Below are 25,568 nucleotides of genomic sequence, written 5' to 3' on the forward strand. Positions count from 1 at the left end.
CGGTACTTTCAGCGAGCACAGCGAATATCATGACGCATCACGATCCGAACGAGATTTTTCCGATTCCTGCCGGTTTCGCCGAACAGGCACATATGAATGCCGAAGACTATGCGAGGGCCTATCGCCGCTCACTTGAAGAGCCGGAAGCCTTCTGGCGGGAAACAGCCAAACGGATCGACTGGATAAAGCCTTTCACCCAGATCGACGATGTGTCCTGGGACAAAGACGACCTGCATATTCGCTGGTTTGCCGATGGCACGCTGAACGCCTCGGCCAATTGCATCGATCGGCACCTCCCCGCGAAGAAGGACGAAACAGCGATCATCTGGGAAGGCGATGATCCCGAGGTTGATTGCACAATTACCTATGGCGAGCTGTATGAGCATGTCTGCCGCTTCGCCAACGGCCTCAAATCCATCGGGGTAAAAAAGGGCGATCGTGTCACGCTCTACATGCCGATGATCCCGGAAGCGGCGTTTGCGATGCTGGCATGCGCGCGCATCGGCGCTGTGCATTCAGTCGTTTTTGGCGGCTTTTCGCCGGACGCGCTGGCCGGCCGCATCACCGATTGCGAAAGCGAGTATGTGATCACGGCGGATGAAGGCATTCGCGGCGCCAAGCCGATCCCGCTGAAAGCCAATGTCGACAAGGCGGTAGAGATCGCCGGCGGCGTTCAGAAGGTTGTCGTCGTCAAGCGCACGGGCGCCGATGTCGGCTGGGTTGAGGGACGTGATGTCGCCTATGAAAGCCTGATCACCGCACAGGCTGCTGACTGTCCTCCGGAAGAGATGAACGCGGAAGATCCGCTCTTCATTCTCTACACCTCAGGCTCTACGGGAAAACCCAAGGGCGTCATGCACACCACAGGCGGTTACATGGTCTGGGCGTCAATGACGCACGAGCTCGTCTTCGACTACAAGCCGGGCGAGGTCTACTGGTGCACCGCTGATGTCGGCTGGGTGACAGGGCACAGCTATATCGTCTACGGCCCCCTGGCCAATGGTGCCATCACACTGATGTTCGAGGGCGTTCCCAATTATCCGGGACCGGACCGTTTCTGGCAGGTCGTCGACAAACACCAGGTCAATATTTTCTACACTGCTCCCACGGCCATCCGCGCTCTGATGCGCGAGGGTGATGAGCCAGTGAAGAAACACTCGCGGGCCTCGTTGCGCCTGCTGGGCTCGGTCGGCGAACCGATAAATCCGGAAGCCTGGACCTGGTATCACCGCGTCGTGGGTGACAGCCGCTGCCCCATCGTCGACACCTGGTGGCAGACAGAGACGGGCGGCGTCATGATTACACCTCTTGCGGGCGCCATGGACCTGAAACCGGGTTCGGCGACCAAGCCTATGCCTGGGGTGACGCCGGCTCTCATGGACGGTGATGGCAAGCTTATCGAGGATGACGGTGCAATCCAGGGCAGCCTGGTCCTCACCCGGTCCTGGCCAGGCCAGATGCGTACTGTCTATGGCGATCACCAGCGTTTCATCGACACCTATTTCTCGACCTATCCTGGCTATTATTTCGCCGGTGATGGTGCCCGGCGCGATGCGGACGGGTACTGGTGGATCACGGGGCGCGTGGATGACGTGCTCAATGTTTCCGGCCATCGCCTGGGCACCGCTGAGATCGAAAGCGCGCTGGTCGCTCATGACGATGTCGCCGAAGCAGCGGTGGTTGGCTATCCGCATGAGATCAAGGGCCAGGGCATTTATTGTTTCGTCACACTCAACCAGGGCCGCGACCCAGCTGATGAAGACGTCGCCGCGCTGAAAAAATGGGTGCGACAGGAGATTGGTCCAGTTGCAACGCCAGACCTGATCCAGTTCGCCCCTGGCCTGCCCAAGACCCGGTCCGGCAAGATCATGCGGCGCATCCTGCGCAAGATTGCAGAGAACGAGTTCTCCAATCTCGGTGACACATCAACGCTGGCGGACCCGGGCGTCGTCGTCGACCTGGTTGAAAACCGCCTCAACCGCTGATCAGGCACAGTTAGCCCTCGAAACGGCGGCGAGAACCGGCTATAGATCTTGCCATCCAGACGGGATGGAGTTGTCTCTTGCGTATTCGTGTTCTTGCCGCCGCTTCCTGTGCCCTTGCCGTGTCTGCCTGTGCGACCACAGCCACTTCTCCGGCTTGCCGCGCTCCGGCGCCGCATGAAATGCAGGCCTTCATGGCCGTCATCAGCCACAATTCCGGTCTCCTGGCCCAGCAATTGGCACCTGGCGCCGTCGCTGACGCATTCGCAGCAAGCGACCCGCAACTCACCAGCCATATCTGGGGGTCCCAGGGCGTGACACGTGGCAGTGTTGTCGGCGTGCTCTCCCGCCCACCCCTGTGTGTGATTGATGACCCTCGCAGCCAGGCCAGCGACGCCGAACGCCAGATCCTGGTCTATCCGCAAAACGAGTACCAAAGCCTGCGTCCGGCCGAAGGTACGCCGCTGGAACTGGCCCCGGCCTTTCCGTACGGCGTTGAACGTGCGGATTATATCAGCTGCCGTTTCAGCCAGACCGCCAGCGGATGGAAACTCGCGGATGCCTGTGGTTTCCGTGGCTACACCCCCGCTGTCACGGGATAAGCTCACACCTCGTCCACCTCAGGGTGCAAGCCTGATCGCTTGCCAACCGGTTTGTGCGATTGCGCTGAATAATCTCATTCGAATCGAATGGGAGTTGCTAAACACTTGCTTGTATTAGTGATTTAGCAGTAGTGCGTATGTCCGATTCATCCGGCTCCCCCCAGCCCAAAAACGTCGTTCGCGAATCCCTGTCCGGTGAACTCAACCGAACGCTTCTGGTCGCGCGTATCGACGCCCTCGTTGACCGTCTGGGTCAAGGCGATTGTTTCCTGATTGACCTGTGTGCGTGTGATTTCGCCCTGTCGCCAGGCGAATTCATGGCCGTCATCGACACCTGGTTTGAACGTCTGGGCACAACCGCCCCGACGGCGCTGGTCTTTCATCCGGAAAACCATCGCGACCAGGCCATGCTGTTCGAGACCAAGGGTTTCCTGCTCGGCTCGCGCCTCAAGACTTTCACACGCGAAAAAGAAGCAGCATCCTGGCTCGCAGAACGCTGCTCCCTCTCCTCCCCGGGATAACTCCGGGTTTAGTCTTCGAACTCGGTCAATTGCATCGGCTTTTTCAGATCCGCAGTCAGCAGGTCATAAGCCGGCAGGGTCAGGAACTCGGCGAAATCCTCGTCCAGAACCAGCGTGCTGAGGATGTCGGCAGCCTGATCGATCCGCGTCAGCAATTCGTCCATGCCGGAGACTTCTGACTTGATGGCCTCCCGAATGCGCAGGATCTCTGCCTCCAACACCCCGGCCGTGATCGTGCGGCCTTGCGCCGTGGTGCAGGCGTATTTGCGCCATTGCCACAGCTGGGCACGGGCGATCTCTGCGGTCGCGGCATCCTCCATGAGATTGCGGATTGGAACTGCACCGCGGCCACCCAGCCAGGCTGCAACATAGCGGATGGCCACGTCGACATTTTCCTCGACCCCGGCGTCGGTGATCTGCCCTTCCGGCGCCTCCAACAGGGCCTTGGTCGTCACCGGCAGCGCAAACTCATCCTCGAAATCGAGCTGGTTGGGACCTTTCATGCGTGCGTCGAAGACTTCCCGGGCGATCGGAACGAGGTCCGGATGCGCCACCCAGGTGCCGTCATGACCATTGCTCACCTCACGCTGCTTGTCCTGGCGAACTTTCTCACGCGCGGCCTCGTTGGCATCCTCGTCATTCTTCACCGGAATGAAGGCCGACATGCCACCCATGGCGTGGGCGCCGCGCCGGTGGCAGACCTCGATCACACGCTTGGAATAGGCTTCCATGAAGGGCACCGACATAGTCACCGCCCCGCGATCCGGCAGAATACATTCCGGGTTGTTACGCAGGCGCTTGATATAGCTGAAAATATAGTCCCAGCGACCGCAATTCAGCCCGACCACATGCTCCTTGAGTTCATAGAGGATCTCGTCCAGCTCGAATGTCGCCGGAATAGTCTCAATCAGGACCGTCGCGCGGATCGTCCCGCGTTCCAGGCCCAGCTCATCCTCGGCGTGCTGGAAGACCAGGCTCCACAGGCGCGCCTCGTAACGGCTCTCCAGCTTGGGCAGGTAGAAATACGGCCCGGTTCCACGTTTCTTGAGGGCTTCATGGTTGTGGAAGAGATAGAGGCCGAAATCGAAGAGAGATCCGGACAGGGCCTGACCATTGACCAGCACATGACGCTCATCGAGGTGCCAACCGCGCGGTCGCACGATCAAGACAGCCGCGTCGTCATTGATGCTGTATTGTTTTCCGGATCTCTCATCCGTGAAATCAATCTCGCGACGGTTCGCATCGCGCAGATTGATTTGTCCCTCAATCAGATTGGTCCACAACGGCGCCGTGGCGTCTTCGAAATCGGCCATGAAGCACTTGGCGCCGGAATTGAGGGCGTTGGCGACCATCTTGCGGTCGACCGGACCGGTGATCTCGACCCGCCGGTCAAGCAGGTCCGCCGGTGCCGGCCGCACCTTCCACTCGCTGGCACGAATATCAGCCGTTTCATGCGGGAAGAGCAGCATGGCGCCCTGGTCCAGTTCAGCCTGGCGTTCCTTGCGATAACGCAGCAGTGACTGGCGACGTTTTTCAAACCGGCGGTGCAGCCCCGCCAGAAAACTCAGTGCCTCATGGGTCAGGATATCTCGATAGCCCGGCTCCAGATGTCCAAGAATTTCCACGCCTGTTGGTGAGATATGGGTCATGTCGAGTTCTCCTGCTGTGGGGCCAGGCGCCGGGGGACAAGGAAGAGCGAGAGCCCCCCGGCCGGACCTGCGGCCCGTGTCCTGGTTATTCTGCTGCGAACTGGGCGGTTTCCGTGGACGCGCTCATCGCGGTCGTCGAGGACTTGCCGCCGGAAATAGCCAGCGAGACCTTGTCGAAATAGCCGGTACCAACTTCGCGCTGGTGGCGCGTCGCGGTGTAGCCATCGACCTCGGAAGCGAACTCGGCCTGTTGCAGTTCCGAATAGGCGCCCATGCCACGGTCCTTGTACCCGCGGGCAAGCTCGAACATACCGTGATTGAGGCTGTGGAAACCCGCCAGGGTCACGAACTGGAATTTGTAGCCCATCGCACCCAGCTCACGCTGGTAGGTTTCGATAGTGGCCTTGTCCAGATTGGCTTCCCAGTTGAAGGACGGCGAGCAATTGTACGCCATCATCTTGCCCGGATATTCCTTCTGGATCGCCTCGGCAAAGCGGCGCGCTTCGTCCAGGTTCGGCTTGGAAGTTTCCCACCACAACAGGTCAGCGACCTTGGCATAGGCCAGTCCGCGCTTGATGCAGTGCTCGACACCCATGCCTTCTTTCAGGCGGAAGAAGCCTTCCGGCGTGCGCCCAGCGTCGAAATCAATGAATTCATGATCACGCTCGTCGATGTCGGAATTGATCAGGGTTGCGCTTTCGGCGTCGGTACGAGCAACCGTAATCGTGGGAACGGCCATCACATCAGCAGCCAGGCGTGCAGCGGCCAGATTGCGCTCGTGCTGGCTGGTCGGGATGAGAACCTTGCCACCCAGATGACCACATTTCTTCTCGGCTGCCACCTGGTCTTCGAAGTGAACGCCTGCAGCGCCCGCCTCGATGAAGGCTTTCATGATCTCGAAACAGTTCAGCTGGCCGCCAAAACCGGCTTCGGCATCGGCAACGATCGGTGCGAACCAGTCCCGAGTGGCCTGGCCGTTCTCCGAGACCTCGATCTGGTCCGCACGCTGGAGTGCACGGTTGATCTTCTTGGCCAGTTCCGGGGCAGAATTCGCCGGGTAGAGCGACTGGTCCGGATACATTGTGCCAGCAGTATTGGCATCAGCCGCAACCTGCCAGCCGGAGAGATAGATGGCTTTCAGCCCGGCGCGAACCTGCTGCATGGCCTGATTGCCGGACAGAGCACCAAGCGCATTGACGAAATCTTCCGTCTTCAGCAATTCCCACAACTTGTTGGCGCCACGTTCGGCGAGGGTCTGCTGGATCACGACGGAGCCGCGCAGCTTGAGAACATCTTCTGGCGTGTAGGGACGCTCGATACCGTCAAAACGGTCATCGGCAGCGTTCGGGACGAGGTCTTTGAAAGTTGTCATTGGTCTTCCCCGTAATTGACAAATATCTTGCCCCCGAAACTGTCAAACAGATTTTACCCTGTCGATATGCCCTTTCTTAGAAAGCGGATACAGTGTAATGTCTTTGACATTGTATATATGTCGTTTTGTAAATTTATTGACAGAGGCCGGTGAGATGGACGAGCAGAAACCGCTGGAAAAACTCTTCGCCGGAGCCCGCCTCAGACGGTTGCGTCGGGAGCGCGGACTGAGCCAGGCCGATGCGGCGCAGGCGCTGGGCGTTTCCGCCAGCTATCTCAACTTGCTTGAACGCAATCAGCGTCCCGTCACGGCGCGCGTCCTTCTGGCTCTTGCTGACAGTTTTGATGTCGATGTTCGCGCCTTTGCCAATGAGGCCGATCATCAGCTGCTCGCAGATCTCAAGGAAGCCGCTTCGGACCCGGTCCTGTCCGGACTGGCGCTGGACCGGATGGAACTCAACGAGCTGGCAGACAGCCACCCCCGCGCAGCCGAGGCGCTGGCCAAGCTCTTCCACGCCTATCGCGAAACAACCGCGGCAACTGAGGACCTCGCCTCGCGCATGTCCGGCCCGGCCGGCAGTGCCGGCGGTCCGGGCGTAGTCCTGGAGGCCGTGCGCGACGCCCTGGATGCGCGCCAGAACCACTTCCCGGAACTGGAGGATGCTGCCGCCCAGGTGATTGAGCGCGCAGGACTGCGCTCACGTGACAAGGCTGCCGACCTTTCCCGCTTCCTGCAGGCACAGCACGGCTTTACCGTCCGCGTTCTGGAAGAGGACATTATGGCGGGCGCGCGCCGCCGCCTCGACTTTCATGGCCGTCGCCTGCTGCTTTCCGAAGCGCTCGATCCGTCTTCGCGGACCTTTCACATCGCTGCGGTCACGGCATCTCTGGAATTCGGCGAGTTATTGGAAAAACTGGCCGAGACAGCGATGGGAGAGAACGCCGAAGCCCGCCGCCTGCTGAGGGTCGGCCTGGGCAATTACCTGGCCGGTGCGATCCTGGCGCCCTATTCCCAATTCCTGAAGCTGGCCGAGGAAAGCCGCTACGACCTGGTGCGCCTGCAACGCCGTTTCGAGCTGAGCTTTGAACAGGTCTGCCATCGCCTGACGACATTGCAACGCAATGGCGAGCGAGGCCTGCCCTTCTTCATGATACGCGTTGACCAGGCCGGTAATGTCTCCAAACGTTTTGGCGGCGGAATCATGCCTTTTGTGCGCTCCGGAGGTGGGTGTCCGAAATGGAATCTCTACGAGGCGCTGCATTCGCCTGGCCAGGTCCTGGCGCAGTCCTTCGAGCTTACGGACGGCCGGCGCCACCTGTCCCTGGCCCGTGGCCAGTTTTCATCCTCGCCACACAGGCAAAGCCCGGTCGTTCACGCCATCGCCCTGGGCTGTGACTGGCAATATGCCGAGAATATTGTGCATGCAGATGCCATTCGCGAACTTGCCCCGGCGCCGATAGGCATCGCTTGCCGTCTGTGTGAGCGCGAGGGCTGCGCACAGCGCGCCTTTCCGCCGCTTAACCGCAAGCTGGAAATGAACCCGCATACGCTTGGCGCCTCGCCCTATGGATTTGGATCGGAGTAAAACCGACTAACGCTTTGGTAAATCGAATACCGTATGGTTGCCATTGAAGACTTATTGTCCGGGGGGGGGGGCACCATGCGGATCGGGCCACGCGCCATAATACCGACAGTGCTAGCTATCGCTGTTTTCTCGACGGTCAGCATCGCCGTGCTGACCGGTCAGGTGACCAATAGCGTTCGCAGCTCGGTCGAGGACAATCTCGCCACACCGATCGAACGCCTGGAATTGCTGTCGCGCATTCGGGACGATCTGGGGTATGGCGGCGCGATCCATGAGTTCAAGAATTTCGTCCTGCGCGGCGATTTCGAACGCCTGCCAATCATCCGTGAAGAATACGCCGACGCCCTTCTGGCGATCGAAGAATTCCGACAGCTGTCTGAAAACGCGACCGAAGATCTTGCGCTCGACAATCTCGCCGCGACCCTTCGCCACTACCAGCGCAATCTCGAGCTCGCTGCGAGCCTGCATCAACAGGGCCTGCTGCCGACCGAGATCGATCGGCGGGTCCGCATCAATGACAGCGCCGCGATCGAAGCGGTGCACCAACTGGAGACCAGCGTCCGAGACAGCATGCTTCGGGCCGATGACCGCACCCAGGCGGCGGTCAATAACCTCTCCCGCGGCGGTTTGATTATCGGGCTCCTGGCGATATTCAATCTCGCGACACTCGCCCTGGTCATCGTCTTGTCCAATCGCCAGGCCAAGGCGCTTGAGCGCGCATCGGAAGCCAAAACACGTTTTCTGGCCAATATGAGCCATGAGCTGCGCACGCCGATGACCGGCGTGATCGGCCTCGTGAACATGCTTCGCAGCACCCGCCTGGACAAGGAACAGAGTAAGCTGGTCGACACGCTGGACTGTTCCGGCTCGTCGATGATCCAGATCATCAATGACATTCTGGACGTCACCAAGATCGAGAGCGGCAAGCTGGAGATTGACCCTGCCCCTACCAGCCTGGCCAAACTCTGCCGCGAAGTCGAGGCGCTCTACAGCTCTGCTGCCCTGGCCAAGGGACTGGAACTGAATGTCGAAATCGATCCGGACCTGACCGGCAATTTCTGGGTCGACGAGATGCGGCTTAACCAGGTCATCGGCAATCTCGTTTCCAACGCTATCAAGTTCACGGCCAGCGGTCATGTCAAACTGGTTGCCAGTCTCGCCAATGATGAACTGCACTTTGCCGTCCAAGATACCGGCATCGGCATCGACGAGGATGCCCAGGCCCGCATTTTCGATCGCTTTTCGCAGGCAGATACGTCAACAACACGCAAATTCGGTGGCACCGGTCTGGGGCTGACGATTTCGCGCGAAATCGCTGAACTGATGCGGGGCCGGCTGACCGTGACGTCCCAGCTGGGAACGGGGACCGAATTCGCCCTTCACATCCCTGCCCGCTCGGCGCCCTCACAGGGCGAAACGAAGGATGAGCCGCAGGAAATCAATATCAGCTCTCGCCTGCGGGTACTGGTCGTTGATGATGTCGCCACAAATCGCTTGGTGCTCGCGAGCATGCTGGCCAAACATGACTGTTCAATCACCGAGCACGATAATGGCGCAAACGCCCTGGACGCCGTACAGACCGAACCCTTCGACCTCGTCCTGTCAGACATACACATGCCGGAACTGGACGGCATCGAACTGGTCGCCGCCATCCGCAGATGGGAAACCAACGAGGGCCGTGCGCGCATGCCGGTCTATGCCATCACTGCCGATGCGTTTCGCGAGCAGCATGATGCCTATCTCGCTGCCGGAATGGATGGCGTGATTTCCAAACCCTTCAAGGCCGAGGAAATCGAAGCCACCCTCGCCCGCGTCAGCGAGCGTCTGGATCAGCCCGCTGCAACCAGGAAAGCCAGCGCGGCATGAACAAAAAGGGCGCCGGTGGGCGCCCTTGAAATCGTTCGAGACTATTCTGTTCTGATTGTTCTTATTCGGCCTGACCGGCGACCGCATGCACATAGGCCATGCGCACATCCTGGTGATTGACCTTGTCCAGGTCCTTGGCGATTTCCTCGTCCTGCTTGGCCAGCAGATCGAGATCCTGGTCGGCATAGTGCATGACGCCCATATCGGTGTACGCTTTCTGGATCTTGTCGCCCCACAGGCCGATATCCTTGACCACCGGAACGATGCGCTGGAACAGGAGCGTGCGGAAGAGCTTGTTCATTTCCGAGTTTTCCGCCCACTCGATACATTCCGCGACAGGCAAGTCGAGGGTCTCGTAGACCTCGCGAGCCTGGAAACGATCGCGCATGTGATAACAGGCCTCAACGAGGAATTCCTCGCGTTCGTCACGCTCTTTCTGGGTCAACTCGGGATAATAATCGCGTAGCGTCAGACGGCCGAAGGCGACGTGTCGCGCCTCGTCTTCCATGACGTAGGCATTGACCATCTTGGCGAGCGGGTTCTGGGCCAGATCCCGGATTGTGCCGAACGCTGCCAGAGCCAGGCCTTCGATGACAACCTGCATGGCCAGATAGGTGAAATCCCAGCGGCTGTCGCGCAGAGCATCATCCACCAGCGAGGCCAGGGGCTGGGTCATCGGGTAGGCCACACCGAACTTTTGCATCAAACCCTTGTAGGCTTCCACGTGACGAGCCTCGTCCATGACTTGGGTCGAGGCATAGAATTTGGCGTCGAGATCCGGAACCTGCTGGACGATTTTCGAGGCGCAGATCAGCGCGGCCTGCTCGCCCTGCATGAATTGTGAGATATTCCACGACTGGGCGTGGCGACGGAATTGAATGCGGTCTTTTTCCGACATCTTTTCCCAGATCGGTGAGCCCTTCAGGGCAATACCTTCATCGGGCAATTGCATCGGGTTTTCTTCATCCAGGTCCAGGCTCCAGTCGATGCGGTTGACCGCATCCCACTGCATGTCCTTGCCCTTCTGGTACAGGTGCATGAGCGTCGTGCGCCCGTCGTCGTATTCGAAGTCGAAAGTTGCGTCGAATTGCTGCGGGACCGACCAATGCTTGTCGATATCCGGCATCGGATAGAGTTCTCTAAGAGAGCCCATGGCACGTTTCCTCCCCAGGAGCGACCAGACCAAGATCATTAGTGAACATTGTTCACAAAGCTAAGGTGTGTCAATTCACCACCAAAAGCAAGGCCCGTTCCTCGATTTTTTGAACGACGTTATCGAGGCGTGAGCCGGGCACCATCAGTCACGGAATCGCTAGCATACAACACCACCGCCTCACCCTGGCTCAAACCGCTCAGTATTTCAGCGTATTGGTCGTTGAGATGACCGAGCTCGACCTGACGCAGGCGCGCACGCCCTTACTCCGCCGGACCGCCCTGGCGACGGCGCGCTTCCCATCGCTCCAGGATTTCCCTGGAGGTCGACCGCGAACCGTCCGGAGACCAGCCCGGAGGCGCTAGAAGGAACATCATCGCATCACGCCAATTGCCTGCCTTGCGCATGTCGTCCGCAATGGCCAGCCATTCATGAAAGGCGATACGCAGCGGGTTGTAGGTGCCCAGATTCTTGACGACACCATAGCGGATATCCTCGTCATCAAGTTCGGGTTGGAAAGTACCGAACATCTTGTCCCAGATGATGAAAATACCCGCATAATTGCGGTCGAGATAACGTGGATTGATGCCGTGGTGAACACGATGGTGGGACGGTGTATTCATCACCGCCTCGAACCAGTCCGGGCATTTCTTGATCGCCTCGGTATGGATCCAGAACTGATAGACCAGATTGATACCGCCCACGATGCCGACCATCACCGGGTGAAAGCCGATGAGCACCGTGACAGATCCGAGCCATAACCATTTCAGCGTGAACAGCCCGGTCCAGGGCTGACGCAGGGCAGTCGTCAGATTGTAGTGCTGCGACGAGTGATGAATCACATGCTCGGCCCAGAACCAGCGCACGGTATGCGCCCAGCGATGGGACCAGTAATAGAAGAAATCATCCAGCACCAGCGCGATCGGCCACACCCACCAGGCAAAGGGAATATCGAGCAGGCGGAAATCATAGACAAAGATCAGCCAGGCTCCGATGAGCCCCCCATAGAGGATGGATGACACTGTGCTGCCCAACCCCATCAACAGGCTGGCGGCGCTGTCCCGGGACTCGAAACGCGCGCCTCCGGTACGCTTGGCAAAGATCATCTCGGCGACGATCAGGAGAACAAAAAAGGGAATGGCCCAGTCGATCGGCTTGAAGCTCGCGGCAAAAGCGGGAACGTCCATCATCTAGCCTTGCATGCTGTTGAGACGGTCCGCCCAGTGGCGTGCCGTCGAGGTGTCGGAAATGGCGAGCTCCACCGGAGCGAAGGTGAAATCATTGAGCTCAAGATGGATGTCGCGGCCCTCGCCCATCTTGGCAGCGCGGACCGATCCCGGATCGAGATAGCGGATGACGACATCACTGCCCGCGGCCACAAGCAGGCCGATACGGCCGGAGCCTTTTTCCTCGACAAGCGCTGTCCTGTTGTCATCCGCGAGAATGCCTGGCCCGGCCACGAACCCGATCTGGTCCGTATCGAGCCGGCGAGTCGCATCGTCCAGGCTGGAAATTGTGGCCGCCTCGAACAGGCCAAGCTGGCGGTTGACCAGGACCATGGCGGCGATACCCAGCAGCGATCCGAGGAAGATGAGTAATTCGAGCATTCCCGTCTCCATAAAGGAATATCGGGTCAAGCTAACCAGCCTGCGCTGCAAAGCAAAGCCCTTATTTGAACACTGTTCACTCTTTCAGGCTTCAAAGTGGCTTGAGACAGCCGATCACCGCAAACAAAAGCGGCGCCGGGTTTCCCCGGCGCCGCCTCAATCCTGTCAACAAGCGTGAGCCTGTTGGTTCGCCTTCCTTAGAAACGCGAACGCAGGGTCAGGCCGTAAGTACGCGGCTGGTTCGGATAAGCCGAGAAGGATCCGGACTGCAGCGTGGTCGGGAAGCCAGACGTGTAATACTCGTCCTCATTGAGGTTACGAGCCCACAGCAGCGCTTCCAGGCCATTGTTGAAGTTCACACCAACAGAAGCATTGATGGTGCTGACCTGACGCGTGATGTTTTCCGGCAGGTTGTCCAGCAGACGAACCTCGGATTCATACTGCCAGTCGGCGCGGAACATCAGCTCACCGAAGGACACGTCACGAGCATACTGGACACCGAAGGAGCCAGCGAACGACGGGATACCAGCGACATCGCTACCGCTGAGATCACCGGTGCCGTCCTGAACGCCATCAGCCAGATCTTCCGGGCTGCCGGAAACAACCGGAGCGCCCTGGAAGTCATCATACTGCGCATCCATCCAGATACCGGACAGGTTGATGGTCAGACCATCAAATGCCGGCGGGTAGAGAACGCTGTCGAATTCCAGACCGGTAGCGGACTGCTCACCGGCGTTGATGACGGCGAAGCCGGCACCCTGGAAGACAGACGACTGGAAGTCAGTGACGGTCTGGTCGAAATAGGCAACGTCAAGAGAACCGAAGTCGAAACGGGTCTTGAAACCAATCTCGAAAGTCTCGGTAACTTCCGGACGGGCGAAACGCTGGTTACCAGCGACGCCGAGCGCTTCAGCCGTGGTGACCACGGTCGGAGCACCAAGAGCGTTGTCGGAAGCCAGTTCACCCGATGCACGCAGAGCAGCAATGTCCGCAGATGCCGGACGGGTATCCGGCGTCAGGTTCCAGGACGAGGCCTTAAAGCCACGAGAGAACGAAGCGTAGACATTGGTGCGGTCGGTCGCATCGAATGCGAGACGAACCGTATACGGCCAATCTGAGTCAGACGTACGTCCGTCCTCGACAGAGTTCGGGAACGGGGTCAGCGCGCCCAGCGGCTGCAGACCGGCCGCGAACAGGCCGAGAAGCGGGTTGGTAATCGGAGCACCGCTGCCTGGGAAGGCCGTGGATGCGCCCGTTGCCAGAGCCTGGAGCTGTGCGAAGACAGCCGGGTTGGCCAGGGCAAATGCACCAATCTGAAGCGGATCGGTCGGGTCCGTGCCTGTGAACAGCGGGTTCGCGCCAATGAGACCAGCCAGGATGAGCGGCTCACCGATAGCGACCAGGTTCAGGTCAGAGAACGGGTTGGTGCGAGTGACGTTGAGGAAGTCAACTTCCTTGTCAGACTGGAAGTAAGCCAGACCACCGGTCAGGACCAAACGGTCGGTGAGGTTGAAATCAACTTGACCAAAAATCTGGAATTGCTCGTCGCTCTGCTCTGCGGTGAAAGCAGTACCGTTACCGGATGCGAAGAATGTTCCCGGCGCGAAGCCCGTAGCGACTTCAATACCGGTGATCGCGCTGGTGGACGGATCCGGTACGAATACACCCGGAGCGACCTGTATAACACCCGACGCGGTCAGGATATCGACGTAGTCGCGGGTATCCGCGCCGTATTGACGGGAGTCTTCAACCGTCATGTCTTCCGTGGAGAAGTAGGCACCCAGCAGGAAGAAGCCACGATCACCCAATTCGCCGGTCAGGCGGAATTCCTGGCTGAACGTATCGACGTCAAGGCCACGAACGTTGGAGCTAAGCAGCTCGAGCGTCGTGAAATCGCCTTCATAGTCGATATAGTCTTCATAACCACGGAACGAGGTAATTGAGCTCAGCGTCATCGTGTCGCCGAAGCTCCAGTCCGCCTGGGCGGAGATACCGGAGTTCTCGATCGTGTTCTGGTTTTCGAAATCCGTCGCGATCTCGTAGGTGAAGCCGGAGCCGGACGTCTGACCGCCCAGAAGATCGCGAATCACACCACCGGCGGCGCCATCAACGACGCGGTCGGTACCACAGCAGTTTTCGTCGATTTCATCGTAATCAGCGATCAGGCGGAGGCTGAACTCATCGTTCGGCACCCACAGCAGCTGGCCACGCAGCGCCCAGCGATCACGGTTGTTGAAATCGCCACCCGTGCCGGTGTTCGTGAAGTAACCGTCACGCTGGTTCATGCTCCCGCTCAAAGAGAACGCAACCGTGTCCGAGATCGGACCCGTAACGGAACCGCGGGTGATGATGGAATTGTAGTTGCCGAGCGTGATTTCGGCCTGACCGCCGAAATCGAACTGCGGCTCTTCGGTGATGATGCTGACAACACCAGCGGTCGCATTCTTGCCGAACAGGGTCGACTGCGGGCCACGCAGGACCTCGACACGCTCGATACCCATGAGGTCAGACAGCGCCGTACCGGCACGACTGCGGAAGACGCCATCGATATAGACAGCAACCGACGGCTCGATACCCGGGTTGTTCGCGCCATTACCCTGGCCACGAATGATGAAAGTCGCGTTGGAGCTGCGCTCGAGCTGACTTACGCGCAGAGACGGAACGACCGATTGCAGGTCGATGGCGTCAACGATTTGCGCATTCTCAAGGGTCTCAGCCTGAACGACGGAAACCGCGATCGGAACCTCTTGCAGAGTCTGCTCACGTTTCTGCGACGTGACTGTAATCGTCTCTACCTGTGCAAGGGCGCCAGTAGTGCCTACAAGGCCACAAAGAATAGCGGTCGTGCCCAAAGCGGCCGCTTTCGAGAACATTTTCATTGGAATTTTCTCCCCTCAGTAACGCGGTTTCTAGCCAACCATTTCCGCGTGAACTATCTGACATATGAACATCATAGGACGACGCTGTCAGCTCGTTTTTGCGCTTGGAGCAAAAAAGATGCCTTGATGATGCACACTTGCCGCACTCCGCCTGGAGAGCGGCAGATTTTGACCCAAGTCTTTTCTCTGCGAAGAACTCTGTTAGGCTGCGTAGTGAACAGCGTTCATTTAGACGCGCCTGGGGAGAAAAATGAAAAATATAATCATTGGCTTAGGAGCCATTGCGGGCATCGCAGCAGTGTCTGCTGGCGGTTGGTATTACAGGCCCTGGTCGGACTATTCTCCGGCGGAAATCCAGGCCGCAACAAGCGTCGACCGACTGGCACACACTTTTCGCAATATGGGCGATATTTTCCCGTACAGGACAATCGAAACGGGAAACAATCCCGTCGAAACGCCCCGAAATGTATCAAATGAGAGCGTTTCATTCCGGTTCAATGGACAGGACAAGCTGATCGATGAGTGGCTGGCCGAATCCGACAGTACCGGCCTGATGGTGCTGCGCGACGGTGTTGTCGTCCATGAACAGTATTTGCTCGGCTCTACAGCCGAGACACACCACACGTCCTGGTCGGTCGGAAAAAGCTATGTCGCGACCCTGATCGCCATGGCGATGCACCAGGGCCTGATCGACAATCTCGACCAGACTGCCGACGAATTCGCCCTGCAATATGCCGGCACTCCGTTTGGCGCGACCTCCCTGCGTCATCTGCTGATGATGTCTGCCGGTGTCGATTTCAACGAGGACTACAACGCGGAAGGCTCCGACATCCGCCGCCTTTTCCTGGGCGCCAATATTTATGGCCAGAACATCGACACGCTGGTCGGCGAAGTTGAGCGCAATCGCGCGCCTGGCGAAGACCTGCACTATGTCAGCGCCAATACCCAGGTGCTCTCGGCTGTCGTTCGCGCGGTTTACGACCAGCCCCTTGCCCAGGCCGTACAGGAACAGATCTGGGGCCCGATCGGCATGACCCGCCCAGCTTACTGGAACCAGAATGTGCCCGGTGATCGCGGCATGGCGATTGGCTATTGCTGCCTCAACTCCTCGCTGGAAGACTATGCCCGCTTCGGCCAGTTCTACCTGCAGGGCGGTAATTGGGAGGGCAACCAGCTAGTGCCGGAAGACTGGGTCGTCAGCGCCACGCGCCCGAATGCGGACTTCCAGGAACCCGGCCCGAACGGTGTCTACGCCCATCGCGGCTACGGCCTGCATTTCTGGGTGCCGGAAGGTTATGACGGCGAATACTTCATGGCGGGTGTCTACGGACAATATGTCTGGGTTGATGAACGCCGCGACATTGTCATCGCCCGCACCGCTGCAGACCCGACCTGGACCTCGCGTACCGAGGAATCCCTGATCGCCATGCGCGCCCTGGCTGCTCATTACGGTGGCCCGGTGGAAACTGGCGTGGAAGCCATGGAGGCCGGAGATGAGTGAGACTGAATACGATTATATCATCTGCGGCGCCGGTTCGGCGGGCTGTACGGTTGCGGAACGCCTTTCGCGCGACCCGGACGTCAGCGTCTGTGTCCTAGAGGCCGGCGGTTCTGACGACAGCCCAATAATCAAGACACCCATGCTGCTCCAGTTTGCGGTCACGGGTGAGGAGTTCAACTGGGGCTACTGGACCGAACCGCAAAAACATCTCTACGACCGCAAGCTTCACTGGCCTCGCGGCAAGACGCTCGGCGGGTCATCCTCGATCAACGCGATGCACTACATGCGTGGTGCGAAAGAGAATTTCGACGAGTGGGAACAGACTTATGGAGCGGAAGGCTGGGGCTGGAACAATGCCCTGCCCGCCTTCAAGGAAGTCCAGGACCAACAGCGCGGCGCCTCTGACCTGCACGGCGCAGGCGGCCCGCTGTCTGTGGAAGACATCACCCCGCTTAACCCGCTGACCGAGGCCTTCTTCAAGGCCGGCGACCAGCTGCAATACAAGCGCAATGGCGATTTCAACGGACCAGACCAGGAAGGTTTCGGCCCCTACCAGGTCACCCAGCGCGACGGCAAACGCTGCAGCGCCGCGGACGCTTTCTTGCGCCCGGCCCTGGATCGCGCCAACTGTTCGGTCTCCATCAAGACCATGGTCCGCCGGATCATCATCGAGAATGGCCGGGCCACCGGTGTCGAGGTCGAGATTGACGGCACTCGAACCGAGCTGAAGGCACGCAAGGAGGTCATCCTGTCCGGTGGTGCCATCAACTCCCCGCAAACGCTCCTGCTGTCTGGCATCGGTCCGGCGGATGAGTTGCGGGAGGCCGGCGTTTCCGTCGAACATGACCTGCCCGGGGTCGGCAAGAACCTGCAGGACCATCTCGATGTCACCGCGCAGATCTGGACAAAGTCGTCGATCTCGATCGGCAATTCCCTTCGCTCCATCCCCCACCATATCTACATGATGGGTCGCATGATGCTGATGGGCGACGGTCCGGCCTATGTGAATCCGGTCCAGGGCGGAGCCTTCATCAAATCGGCCTATGCGGAGGATATTCCGGACCTGCAGCTCGTCTTTATCCCGGCGATTTCCAATCCGCACGGAATCGAGAAGGCCTGGGGCCATGGTGTGACCCTGCACGTCTGCCAGCTCTATCCGCGCAGCCGCGGCGACATTCGGCTGAAATCCACAGATCCTAACGACCACCCGCTCATCCAGCCGAATTATCTGGAAGACGAATTCGATGCCGATGTGCTGACGGATGGTCTCGCCAAGGTTCGGGAAATCCTGCGTGCACCAGCCTTTGATTTCGATCGCAAGGAAGAACGATATCCCGGCGCCGATGTCACGACCCGGGCGGAATTGATGGATGATGTTCGAAAACGTGCCGAGACGCTCTATCATCCTACCTCGACCTGCGCGATGGGCTCGGGCGACCTCTCGGTCGTCGACAGCCGTTGCCGCGTCAAGGGAATTGACGGCCTGCGTGTGATTGATGCCTCGGTCATGCCGCGCCTGGTGGGCGGCAATACCAACGCGCCTACAATCATGATCGCGACCCGTGCTGCGGCAATGATCGCGGAAGACCACGACTGAGGAGACCGCCATGAGTGACGCAGAATCCAAACAGATCGAGCGGATGAAATCCATTCTGGCCGATCAGAAATCGGCTTTCCGGGCGGACCGGCAGCGCTCCCTCGCCGAGCGCAAGGCGGATCTGGCCAAGATCGCCAAACTGTGCCGCGACAACGTCGATGCCATTTGCGAGGCCATCAACAAGGACTTCTCTTGCCGGGCGCGCGAAGAGAGTATTTTCGGCGAGATCGTCTTCGTCATTAATGACGCGGAACACACGGCGAAACACCTGAAAACATGGATGAAACCCAAACGCGTCTCGGTTCCCATGAACCTGATGCCTGGCAAGGCGTATATTCGCCGGGACCCCGTCGGTGTGGCCGGCATTGTCGCGCCGTGGAATTATCCCTTCCAGCTCGCCATGGCGCCGCTCGTTGCGGCGCTCGGTGCGGGCTGTCGGGCGATGATCAAACCGTCCGAATACACGCCGGCAACAGCCGAGCTGATGAAATCTCTCATCGGTCAGTATTTCGACGAGGACCAGGTCGCTGTCATTACCGGCGGTCCTGCGGTGGGCCAGGCCTTCACCCAGCTGAAGTTCGACCATCTTTTCTATACCGGTTCGACTCAGGTCGGACGCCTGGTCGCCAAGGCAGCGGCGGAAAACCTGGTCCCGGTCACGCTGGAGCTGGGCGGCAAGTCCCCGGCGATCGTCACCGCGAATTACCCATTCGAATCTGCAGCAAAATCAATTGGCTGGGGAAAGCTTTTCAACTCCGGTCAGACCTGTGTCGCGCCGGATTACGTGCTCGCCCCCAAGGGGCGCGAGAAAGAGATCGCCAAAGCAATCATCGAGGTTGCCCAGGCCCAGTTCGAGGATGCCGGCAATGACGGTTCCTACTCGGCCATCGTCTCGGACCGGCACTACGCTCGCCTCAACACCATGATCGAGGAAGCCCGGGCCGCGGGCGCCGCTATCCTCCAGCCGGAACACGATGCAGAGGCCGCCAAGGCCGCGCGCAAGATCCCGCCGACGGTTGTGCTCAACCTGCCGGCCGACTCGAAACTGCTCGAGGAAGAGATCTTCGGTCCGATCCTGCCCGTGCTCGGCTATGAGGATCTGGACACAGCCACCGATTACATCAGTGATCGCGACCATCCGCTGGCGCTCTATGTCTACACAACGGACAAGGCCGAGGCTGAGCGCGTGCTTGACCGGACACTGTCCGGCGGTGTCGGCGTGAACATCAACCTGCTGCACCTATCCATCCCGGATCTGCCTTTCGGTGGTATCGGCGCGTCTGGCCAAGGGGCCTATCATGGCGAGACCGGGTTCGAGGTGTTCAGCCACAACCGTTCGGTCTTCCACACCGGCAAGTGGCACCCCTCACGCATGCTCGCCCCGCCCTATGGCAAGCTGATCGAGGGCCTGGCCAAAAAACAGCTGAAATAGGCTCGCCCTCCAGAACAAGTGAAAGCCGCCGGTCCCGTCCGGCGGCTTTTCTTTTGGCTTTTGCGCAAAGCCCGCTAATGCTCGTCCAGAACTTCAAGAGACAAGGACAAGACCATGAGTGGACCCCTTTCCGGCCGACGCGCCCTGATCACCGGATCCAGCCATGGCGTTGGCCGCTCGGCCGCCTTCCTGTTTGCCGAACAGGGCGCCGAGGTCATCCTCCACGGCAATCAGAACATGGCCGACGCCGATGCGGCTGTTCGCGAAATCGGGCCGCGGGCCCTAGGGGCCGTCCAGGCCGACCTGATGATGCCCGGCGCAGGCCGTGACCTCTATGATGCTGCGCTGCACATGGCCGGAGGACGTATCGATATTGTCGTCAACAATGCCGGCATTCACTGGGACACGCCGCTGGACAGTTCCGACGAGACCTGGGAAGCCAACTGGGCCGGCATCCTGCAGGTCAATCTGATGGCCGTCGCCGATATCTGCCGCGCGGCCATTCCGGAGATGAAGGAAAGCCGCGGTGGCGAGATCATCAACATCGCCAGCCGGGCCGGATATCGCGGCGAGGACAAGGACCACATGGCCTATGCCGCCTCCAAGGGCGCGGTCCTGTCGCTGACCAAGACGATTGCACGGCAATGGGGCCAGTTCGGAATTCACGCCTATGCGCTCGCGCCGGGCTGGATCAACACCCGCATGGCACCGCAAAATGCTGCAGGAATTGCTGCAGCAAGTTCGGAAATCCCCATCGGTCGCATGGCCGAGCCGGAGGAAATTGCCGCCATGTGCGCTTTCCTCGGCTCGGGAGCCTGCGCCAGCGCCACAGGCTCCTGCATCGACATCAATGGTGCGAGCTACGTGCGCTGATCACTCTTCCCGGGTCAACAAGGCCTGCGCCAGCCCCGGCACATGCTGCGCGCCCTGCGGGATCGTCAGCGTGCTGCCATCCAGGGCATCGCCAAAGGGCTCGGCCCGGCCGCCGAGACAGGCGGCAAAGAAATTCTCGGTGATCGCCATGGCCGCGCGGTTATTGGCCACGATGCGATTGCCATGCCCCTCGCCCTCAAACAGCAGATAGGTGACCGGCTGGCCATTGCCGACCATGGCCGAGACAATCTGTTCGGACTCGGCCCGCCGCACGCGACTGTCCTCGGCCCCCTGACCGATCAGCAACGGAGCGGATATCCGGTGCGCCTCATAGAGCGGGGAATGGGCCCGGCTGAGGGCCTGCCCCTCTTGCGTCGTCGGATCGGCCACGCGGCAGCGGTACTCCGCCAGGAAGGCTGTCCAGTATTCCGGCAGGGAATCGTAGAGGGTCGTCAGGTCCGTACTCGCGGCCCCCGCCGCCCCGCAAGCGAATTCATCCGGTGTGTTCGACAGTGTTCTAAGGACCATATAACCCCCAAAGGATGCGCCCCAGATACCGATCCGGTCCCGCTCGGCGATGCCAGCCTCGACAGCTCAGCCGGAGGCGTCGATGACGTCGTTCTGGATCACGCCGCCCCATGCCTGATCACCCGCATTGAGCCTGGCCTTGCCGTAACCGGTCGAGCCCCGGAAGTTCGGTGACAGCACCGCATATCCCCGATCGGCCAGCGATCGCTGCCACGGATCGAAGGCCTCATGCGACTGGTCCCAGGGGCCACCATGCGGCATGACGATCATCGGAACCGGCGTGTCAGGCCTGCCATCGCCATCCCTGTCGGAACCATGCGGCAGAGTCAGCCAGGCGATCATTTCCTGTCCGTCCCGGGTGGTGATGCGTTAGGCCTGTTTGGCGGTGAACTCATATCCGGCAAGATCCGGATAGATATCTATCAGATGGCTGATCTCGCCGGGCGCGCGAACCACACGGATATAGGCGGACGGCGCCGAGCCTGTGACGTAGAGTGTGAACGCCTCTCCATCCGCGCTCCAGGCCTCGAAATCAACCCGGCCGTCCAGCTCGCCAAGACGTTCAAACAGCGCCTCGTCAGAGGCCTCGACCGCTTCCCAGACCTTGCCAGCGTAATCATGCGCAAAGGCCAGCGGGTGACCGGTGTGCGGATCGGTGATGACTTCGACGATGTCAGCCCGATCATTACTTGTAAGGGCGCGGCTCGCGCCTGTCTCAAGGTTCATGGCCACCAGCGCGCTGGTATTGCGGCCGGTCGTATCTAGCAGATAGATCTCGTCGGCTTCTGCAGACACGGACAGAAGCTCGAACCCGCGGGTGTCTTCGTAGGCAATCTCGGCCAGCGCGCGCGGTTCGGCCTCCAGCGCATCCAGACGAAAATCCCCGGTGTCGGGATACACGCGAACACCGATGCGCGGCACGAGGTCCGCACCAACCAGGAAGTTCGCATTCCCCGCCTCGTTCAACAGAATACGCGACCGCTCTCCGGTGAGAATATTCACCTTGAAAAGATCCGGGTGCGCTGGGTCGCGCTCGTTGGACGAGATCACGACATGATCGCGATCCTGCACCGACGTCGCCAGAACGCTGGCCCATTCGCCTTCACCCGGCGTCAGATCGACCAGACCTCCGCTGACCACATTAAGCGCGGAAACCCGCCAGCGCTCATCGCCTGAGTTATCACCGATGATCAGGATCACATCGGGATTGGCGCTCCAGATGAATTGCGGAACCGAGGCACCAGCAGGCGTGACCGGGCGAGCGCCCCTGTTACCATCAAGGGAAGCCATCCAGATGGCCGGTACGCCCTGATGTTCAGCCGACCAGGCGTAACGCATTCCATCGGCCGACAACGCCGCATCGTAACGCGTATTGTCCGAAAAGAGCGCCGCCCTCGGGATGAGCTCATCCTGGGCTTGGACATCGGAATCCAGGCCACAAGCCACCAGTCCGGTCGCGAGAAGCACCGGAATAATTCCGCCTCGATTAAGGAGCATTTGTCTCTCCTAGGGATCGCGACCGAAGATCATACGGTTGGCAATCAACCGCAGGTCTGCGCGTAGCTGTTCAAGGTCCAGCGCCGTGCGCTCAGCCGGCTTATCCGGCGCCACAACGATCTGGTCCTTGCTGATTGAAATCACGTATTCCACCGCACGGCGGATCCGACCTGCTCTGGAGCCGCGCTCATCGTCCGGGCAAGCCGCCAGCAGATAGTCGACGACACGCTGTTTGTGATCGCGAACCTCGGCCAGGACCTCGTGGGTCGGAGCTCCACCCGTCAGCCAGTGACGGATAATGAAACTGCGCAAGACACCCGCATTCCGGGAGTGCAAATCGACAAAGGCGTCCACAAACGCGCCGATCCGCTCGGACAGCCCTGTTTCGCCCTGCGCGTCGAGCTTCTCTACCAACATTTTATCCCGCCGCGCCTGGTATCGGGCGTGCACGGCGTCCATCAGCTGTTCGCGATTGGCAAAGCGGCCGTAAAGCCCGCCGACCGACACGCCCGCAGCCTCGGCAATGCCAGGCATGGACAACTCGCCGTACGGGTCAGCGTTCAGCAAACGCTCCAAAGCGTCGAGAATGCTCTCCTGGGTCCGCAGACTGCGCGCCTGCCTCGGTGTCATGATCATATCCATGCCAGCAAAATGCCGAATTCGAATTCGGATTCGAATTAGAAATGCGTCAGATTGCTAGCGGGCTTGAACGAACGTCGCTGATGGGTCGCGTCAGTCTTCGTCGTCAAGCTTGTCCGCTTCACGGTCCATTCGACCGGACTGGAACTCGCCGAACACCACGACCAGGACAAGAACCATGCTGGCAACGGATTTTGCGGTCGTGTCCGTTTCAATGCCAAACACCTCAACCAGGCGAAAGCCGAGGGCCGAGGCCAGGACGGCTCCTGCTCCCACCATGGCTGCCCGGGTCCGGATCAACGACCGCTCGCGCGCCGCAGCAGATTGCGAGTTGCGACGAGCGACCCGGAAGATCACTGCCCCGGCAAGCGGCAGGAAGACCAGCGACAAAACTGCCCTGCTCCAGCTGGCGGGTTCAAGCACCAACAGGGTCACAGACAGCAGCGCGACGCCCAGAGCGACCAGCAGAACGATGGGGGAAAAGAGCCTCATGATTATTCCGCTGCCACAACAGCTGGTTGCCCGGCCCGATAGAGGCGCCCAGGCTTGGCGCCGGTGAGCCGCCCCTCCTCCATGACGACATCACCGGCGACAATCGTCGCCGTGTAACCGCGCGCGCCCTGCAACAGGCGCTGACCACCGGCCGGCAGGTCCTGTTCCATGTGCGGCGGTTCCATCTGCAGGCGGTCAAGGTCGATGATATTGATGTCCGCCTTGAGACCTTCCCGGAGATAGCCACGGTCGGACATGCCCAGGTAATCGGCCTGCGCCCCGGTCAGCATGCGGATCACGGTTGGAAGATCGAGCTTGCGCCCTCGCGAGCGGTCCCGCGTCCAGTGTGTGATCATATAGGTCGGCATGGAAGCATCGCAGACCGTCCCCACATGCGCGCCGCCATCAGACAGGCCGTAGAGCGCCTGCGGGTGCTCCATCATCTTGAGCACATTGTCGTAATTGAGCTCAGTATAGTTATAGAGCGGCAGGTAGATCAGCTCCTTGCCATCCCGTTCCAGCAGGGTGTCGTAGATGATCTCCATCAACGGCTTGCCTTCGGCACGCGCCCGCGCGGCCAACGAGTTCTCCGCTGGCTGCTCGTAATCCGGAGGGTTGCCGATCTGGAAGAACTTCTCGGCCACCATCTCGATATGCTCCATGAGAAGGTCAGCGAGCGGCGGGATGGACGAGCCGGGGCCGGAGAGCTTGTCGGTCTTCTCAGAGAGGACTTTCGCCTTGAACGCCGGGTCTTTCATTTTCGCCACGCGTTCGGCCAGGGGCAAATCCGCAATGCTCTTGTAGGTCGGATAACCCATGAAGGGATGGAAAGTGCAGTTGAAGCCGAGGAAAACGCCGATCGCACGCGGCGCGACCTGCATGCGCGCATCCACACCCTCGTCCTTGAGCTTTTCCGACCGGCTGATCAGTTTGAGCCATTGATCCGGCGCGAAATCACGCTGCATGAGAGAGAAGGAAAACGGTCGCCCGGAAGCCTTGGCGTAATCGGCGACGATGGACCATTCCTCATCAAAATCCGCCTCACCACGTTCGAGATTGAAATCGGAAACCGCCTGTACGACACCAAAATCCAGCCCTTCGAAGGCCCGGGCTATCCCGGTGAGTTCATCACGCGTGGCTTCCGAGGACGGCGTCCAGTCACCATCGGCGGTCTTGTGGACGTCAGAACGGCCCGTAGCAAACCCGATAGCGCCTGCCTGCAGCGCTTCCCGGGTCAAACGGCGCATTTCCTCGATGTCCTCACCCGTCGCATGTTCGGAAAAGACAGCGCGGTCGCCCATCACATAAACCCGCAGCGGGTCGTGCGGCATCATGGCGGCGATATCGATAGTGCGCGGCATCTTGTCGAGCGCATCGAGATAGTCCGGGAAACTCTCCCAATCCCAGGTCAGCCCCTCATGCAGCGCCGTGCCGGGGATGTCCTCGACACCTTCCATCAGCTTGATCAGCTTGTCGTGGTCGGCCTCGCGCACAGGGGCAAATCCAACACCGCAATTGCCCATCACCGCCGTAGTCACACCGTGGTCGATAGAGGGCCGAAGCTCCTCATCCCAGCTCGCCTGACCGTCATAATGCGTGTGGATATCGACAAAGCCCGGTGTGACGATCTTGCCGGCAGCGTCGATCTCCCGCGCGGCTTGGCCACTCACATCACCGATCTGGACAATCCTGCCGTCCTTGATGGCGATGTCAGCTTCACAGGGCTCGGTGCCAGTGCCGTCGAACAGCTTGCCGCCGCGAATAACCAGATCGAACATGAATGCCTCCCGTCA

Annotated in this window: 19 protein-coding genes and 1 pseudogene; 9 read left to right on the plus strand and 11 right to left on the minus strand. The window is 59.9% G+C overall.

Going from position 1 to position 25,568, the window contains the following annotated elements; all coding sequences use genetic code 11:
• Positions 1 to 29: 29 nt before the first annotated feature.
• The 3 genes from acs to JJ889_RS12730 all read left to right on the plus strand — a co-directional run bounded on the left by acs (position 30) and on the right by JJ889_RS12730 (position 3,105).
• The gene (gene acs / locus JJ889_RS12720; protein ID WP_291895679.1) at positions 30 to 1,985 is read left to right on the plus strand and encodes an acetate--CoA ligase; all 1,956 of its coding nucleotides are present in this window, start codon (positions 30 to 32) and stop codon (positions 1,983 to 1,985) included.
• Positions 1,986 to 2,062: 77 nt separating this feature from the next.
• A complete protein-coding gene (locus JJ889_RS12725; RefSeq protein ID WP_291895682.1) occupies positions 2,063 to 2,584 on the plus strand; it encodes a hypothetical protein in 522 nt (173 codons plus the stop codon).
• Between the two features lie 137 nt (positions 2,585 to 2,721).
• The gene (locus tag JJ889_RS12730; protein ID WP_291895684.1) at positions 2,722 to 3,105 is read left to right on the plus strand and encodes a hypothetical protein; all 384 of its coding nucleotides are present in this window, start codon (positions 2,722 to 2,724) and stop codon (positions 3,103 to 3,105) included.
• An 8-nt stretch (positions 3,106 to 3,113) separates the two neighbouring features.
• Here JJ889_RS12730 and aceB read toward each other — a convergent pair whose 3' ends face one another.
• Positions 3,114 to 4,754, minus strand: a complete 1,641-nt coding sequence (gene aceB / locus JJ889_RS12735; RefSeq protein ID WP_291895685.1) for a malate synthase A — start codon at positions 4,752 to 4,754, stop codon at positions 3,114 to 3,116.
• An 85-nt stretch (positions 4,755 to 4,839) separates the two neighbouring features.
• Complete coding sequence (aceA, locus tag JJ889_RS12740; protein WP_291895686.1) at positions 4,840 to 6,126, minus strand: isocitrate lyase; 1,287 nt, start codon at positions 6,124 to 6,126, stop codon at positions 4,840 to 4,842.
• Positions 6,127 to 6,280: 154 nt separating this feature from the next.
• Between aceA and JJ889_RS12745 the strand changes: the two genes are divergently transcribed.
• The gene (locus JJ889_RS12745; protein WP_291895687.1) at positions 6,281 to 7,711 is read left to right on the plus strand and encodes a short-chain fatty acyl-CoA regulator family protein; all 1,431 of its coding nucleotides are present in this window, start codon (positions 6,281 to 6,283) and stop codon (positions 7,709 to 7,711) included.
• Positions 7,712 to 7,786: 75 nt separating this feature from the next.
• The gene (locus tag JJ889_RS12750) at positions 7,787 to 9,577 is read left to right on the plus strand and encodes an ATP-binding protein (RefSeq protein ID WP_291895688.1); all 1,791 of its coding nucleotides are present in this window, start codon (positions 7,787 to 7,789) and stop codon (positions 9,575 to 9,577) included.
• A 61-nt stretch (positions 9,578 to 9,638) separates the two neighbouring features.
• Here the strand turns inward: JJ889_RS12750 and JJ889_RS12755 are convergent, their stop codons facing one another.
• The 4 genes from JJ889_RS12755 to JJ889_RS12770 all read right to left on the minus strand — a co-directional run bounded on the left by JJ889_RS12755 (position 9,639) and on the right by JJ889_RS12770 (position 15,216).
• Positions 9,639 to 10,730: a ferritin-like domain-containing protein gene (locus tag JJ889_RS12755; protein ID WP_291895689.1), complete on the minus strand. Its 1,092-nt coding sequence runs from the start codon at positions 10,728 to 10,730 to the stop codon at positions 9,639 to 9,641.
• A gap of 263 nt (positions 10,731 to 10,993) precedes the next feature.
• Positions 10,994 to 11,920, minus strand: a complete 927-nt coding sequence (locus JJ889_RS12760; RefSeq protein WP_291895690.1) for a sterol desaturase family protein — start codon at positions 11,918 to 11,920, stop codon at positions 10,994 to 10,996.
• A complete protein-coding gene (locus tag JJ889_RS12765; protein WP_291895691.1) occupies positions 11,921 to 12,337 on the minus strand; it encodes a hypothetical protein in 417 nt (138 codons plus the stop codon). It abuts the gene before it with no gap.
• A 197-nt stretch (positions 12,338 to 12,534) separates the two neighbouring features.
• Complete coding sequence (locus JJ889_RS12770; RefSeq protein WP_291895693.1) at positions 12,535 to 15,216, minus strand: TonB-dependent receptor; 2,682 nt, start codon at positions 15,214 to 15,216, stop codon at positions 12,535 to 12,537.
• Positions 15,217 to 15,466: 250 nt separating this feature from the next.
• Here JJ889_RS12770 and JJ889_RS12775 point away from each other — a divergent pair, with 250 nt between their 5' ends.
• The 4 genes from JJ889_RS12775 to JJ889_RS12790 all read left to right on the plus strand — a co-directional run bounded on the left by JJ889_RS12775 (position 15,467) and on the right by JJ889_RS12790 (position 20,619).
• Positions 15,467 to 16,717: a serine hydrolase gene (locus JJ889_RS12775; protein ID WP_291895695.1), complete on the plus strand. Its 1,251-nt coding sequence runs from the start codon at positions 15,467 to 15,469 to the stop codon at positions 16,715 to 16,717.
• A complete protein-coding gene (locus JJ889_RS12780; protein ID WP_291895698.1) occupies positions 16,710 to 18,314 on the plus strand; it encodes a choline dehydrogenase in 1,605 nt (534 codons plus the stop codon). The genes JJ889_RS12775 and JJ889_RS12780 overlap by 8 nt, the downstream gene beginning before the upstream one ends.
• Before the next feature lie 10 nt (positions 18,315 to 18,324).
• Positions 18,325 to 19,746 (plus strand): coniferyl aldehyde dehydrogenase, encoded by a 1,422-nt coding sequence (locus JJ889_RS12785; protein WP_291895700.1) that lies wholly within the window; start codon positions 18,325 to 18,327, stop codon positions 19,744 to 19,746.
• Between the two features lie 114 nt (positions 19,747 to 19,860).
• Positions 19,861 to 20,619: an SDR family oxidoreductase gene (locus tag JJ889_RS12790; protein WP_291895702.1), complete on the plus strand. Its 759-nt coding sequence runs from the start codon at positions 19,861 to 19,863 to the stop codon at positions 20,617 to 20,619.
• Here the strand turns inward: JJ889_RS12790 and JJ889_RS12795 are convergent.
• The 5 genes and pseudogenes from JJ889_RS12795 to JJ889_RS12815 all read right to left on the minus strand — a co-directional run bounded on the left by JJ889_RS12795 (position 20,620) and on the right by JJ889_RS12815 (position 25,553).
• Positions 20,620 to 21,489: pseudogene (locus tag JJ889_RS12795) on the minus strand (prolyl oligopeptidase family serine peptidase).
• A 27-nt stretch (positions 21,490 to 21,516) separates the two neighbouring features.
• The gene (locus JJ889_RS12800; RefSeq protein ID WP_291895704.1) at positions 21,517 to 22,644 is read right to left on the minus strand and encodes a hypothetical protein; all 1,128 of its coding nucleotides are present in this window, start codon (positions 22,642 to 22,644) and stop codon (positions 21,517 to 21,519) included.
• Positions 22,645 to 22,653: 9 nt separating this feature from the next.
• Complete coding sequence (locus JJ889_RS12805) at positions 22,654 to 23,274, minus strand: TetR/AcrR family transcriptional regulator (RefSeq protein ID WP_291895706.1); 621 nt, start codon at positions 23,272 to 23,274, stop codon at positions 22,654 to 22,656.
• A gap of 102 nt (positions 23,275 to 23,376) precedes the next feature.
• Positions 23,377 to 23,775, minus strand: a complete 399-nt coding sequence (locus JJ889_RS12810; protein ID WP_291895709.1) for a hypothetical protein — start codon at positions 23,773 to 23,775, stop codon at positions 23,377 to 23,379.
• 2 nt (positions 23,776 to 23,777) lie between these two features.
• Positions 23,778 to 25,553: an amidohydrolase family protein gene (locus tag JJ889_RS12815; protein ID WP_291895711.1), complete on the minus strand. Its 1,776-nt coding sequence runs from the start codon at positions 25,551 to 25,553 to the stop codon at positions 23,778 to 23,780.
• Positions 25,554 to 25,568: the final 15 nt, after the last annotated feature.

It is taken from the genome of Maricaulis sp. (assembly GCF_017643475.1).
GTDB lineage: Bacteria > Pseudomonadota > Alphaproteobacteria > Caulobacterales > Maricaulaceae > Maricaulis.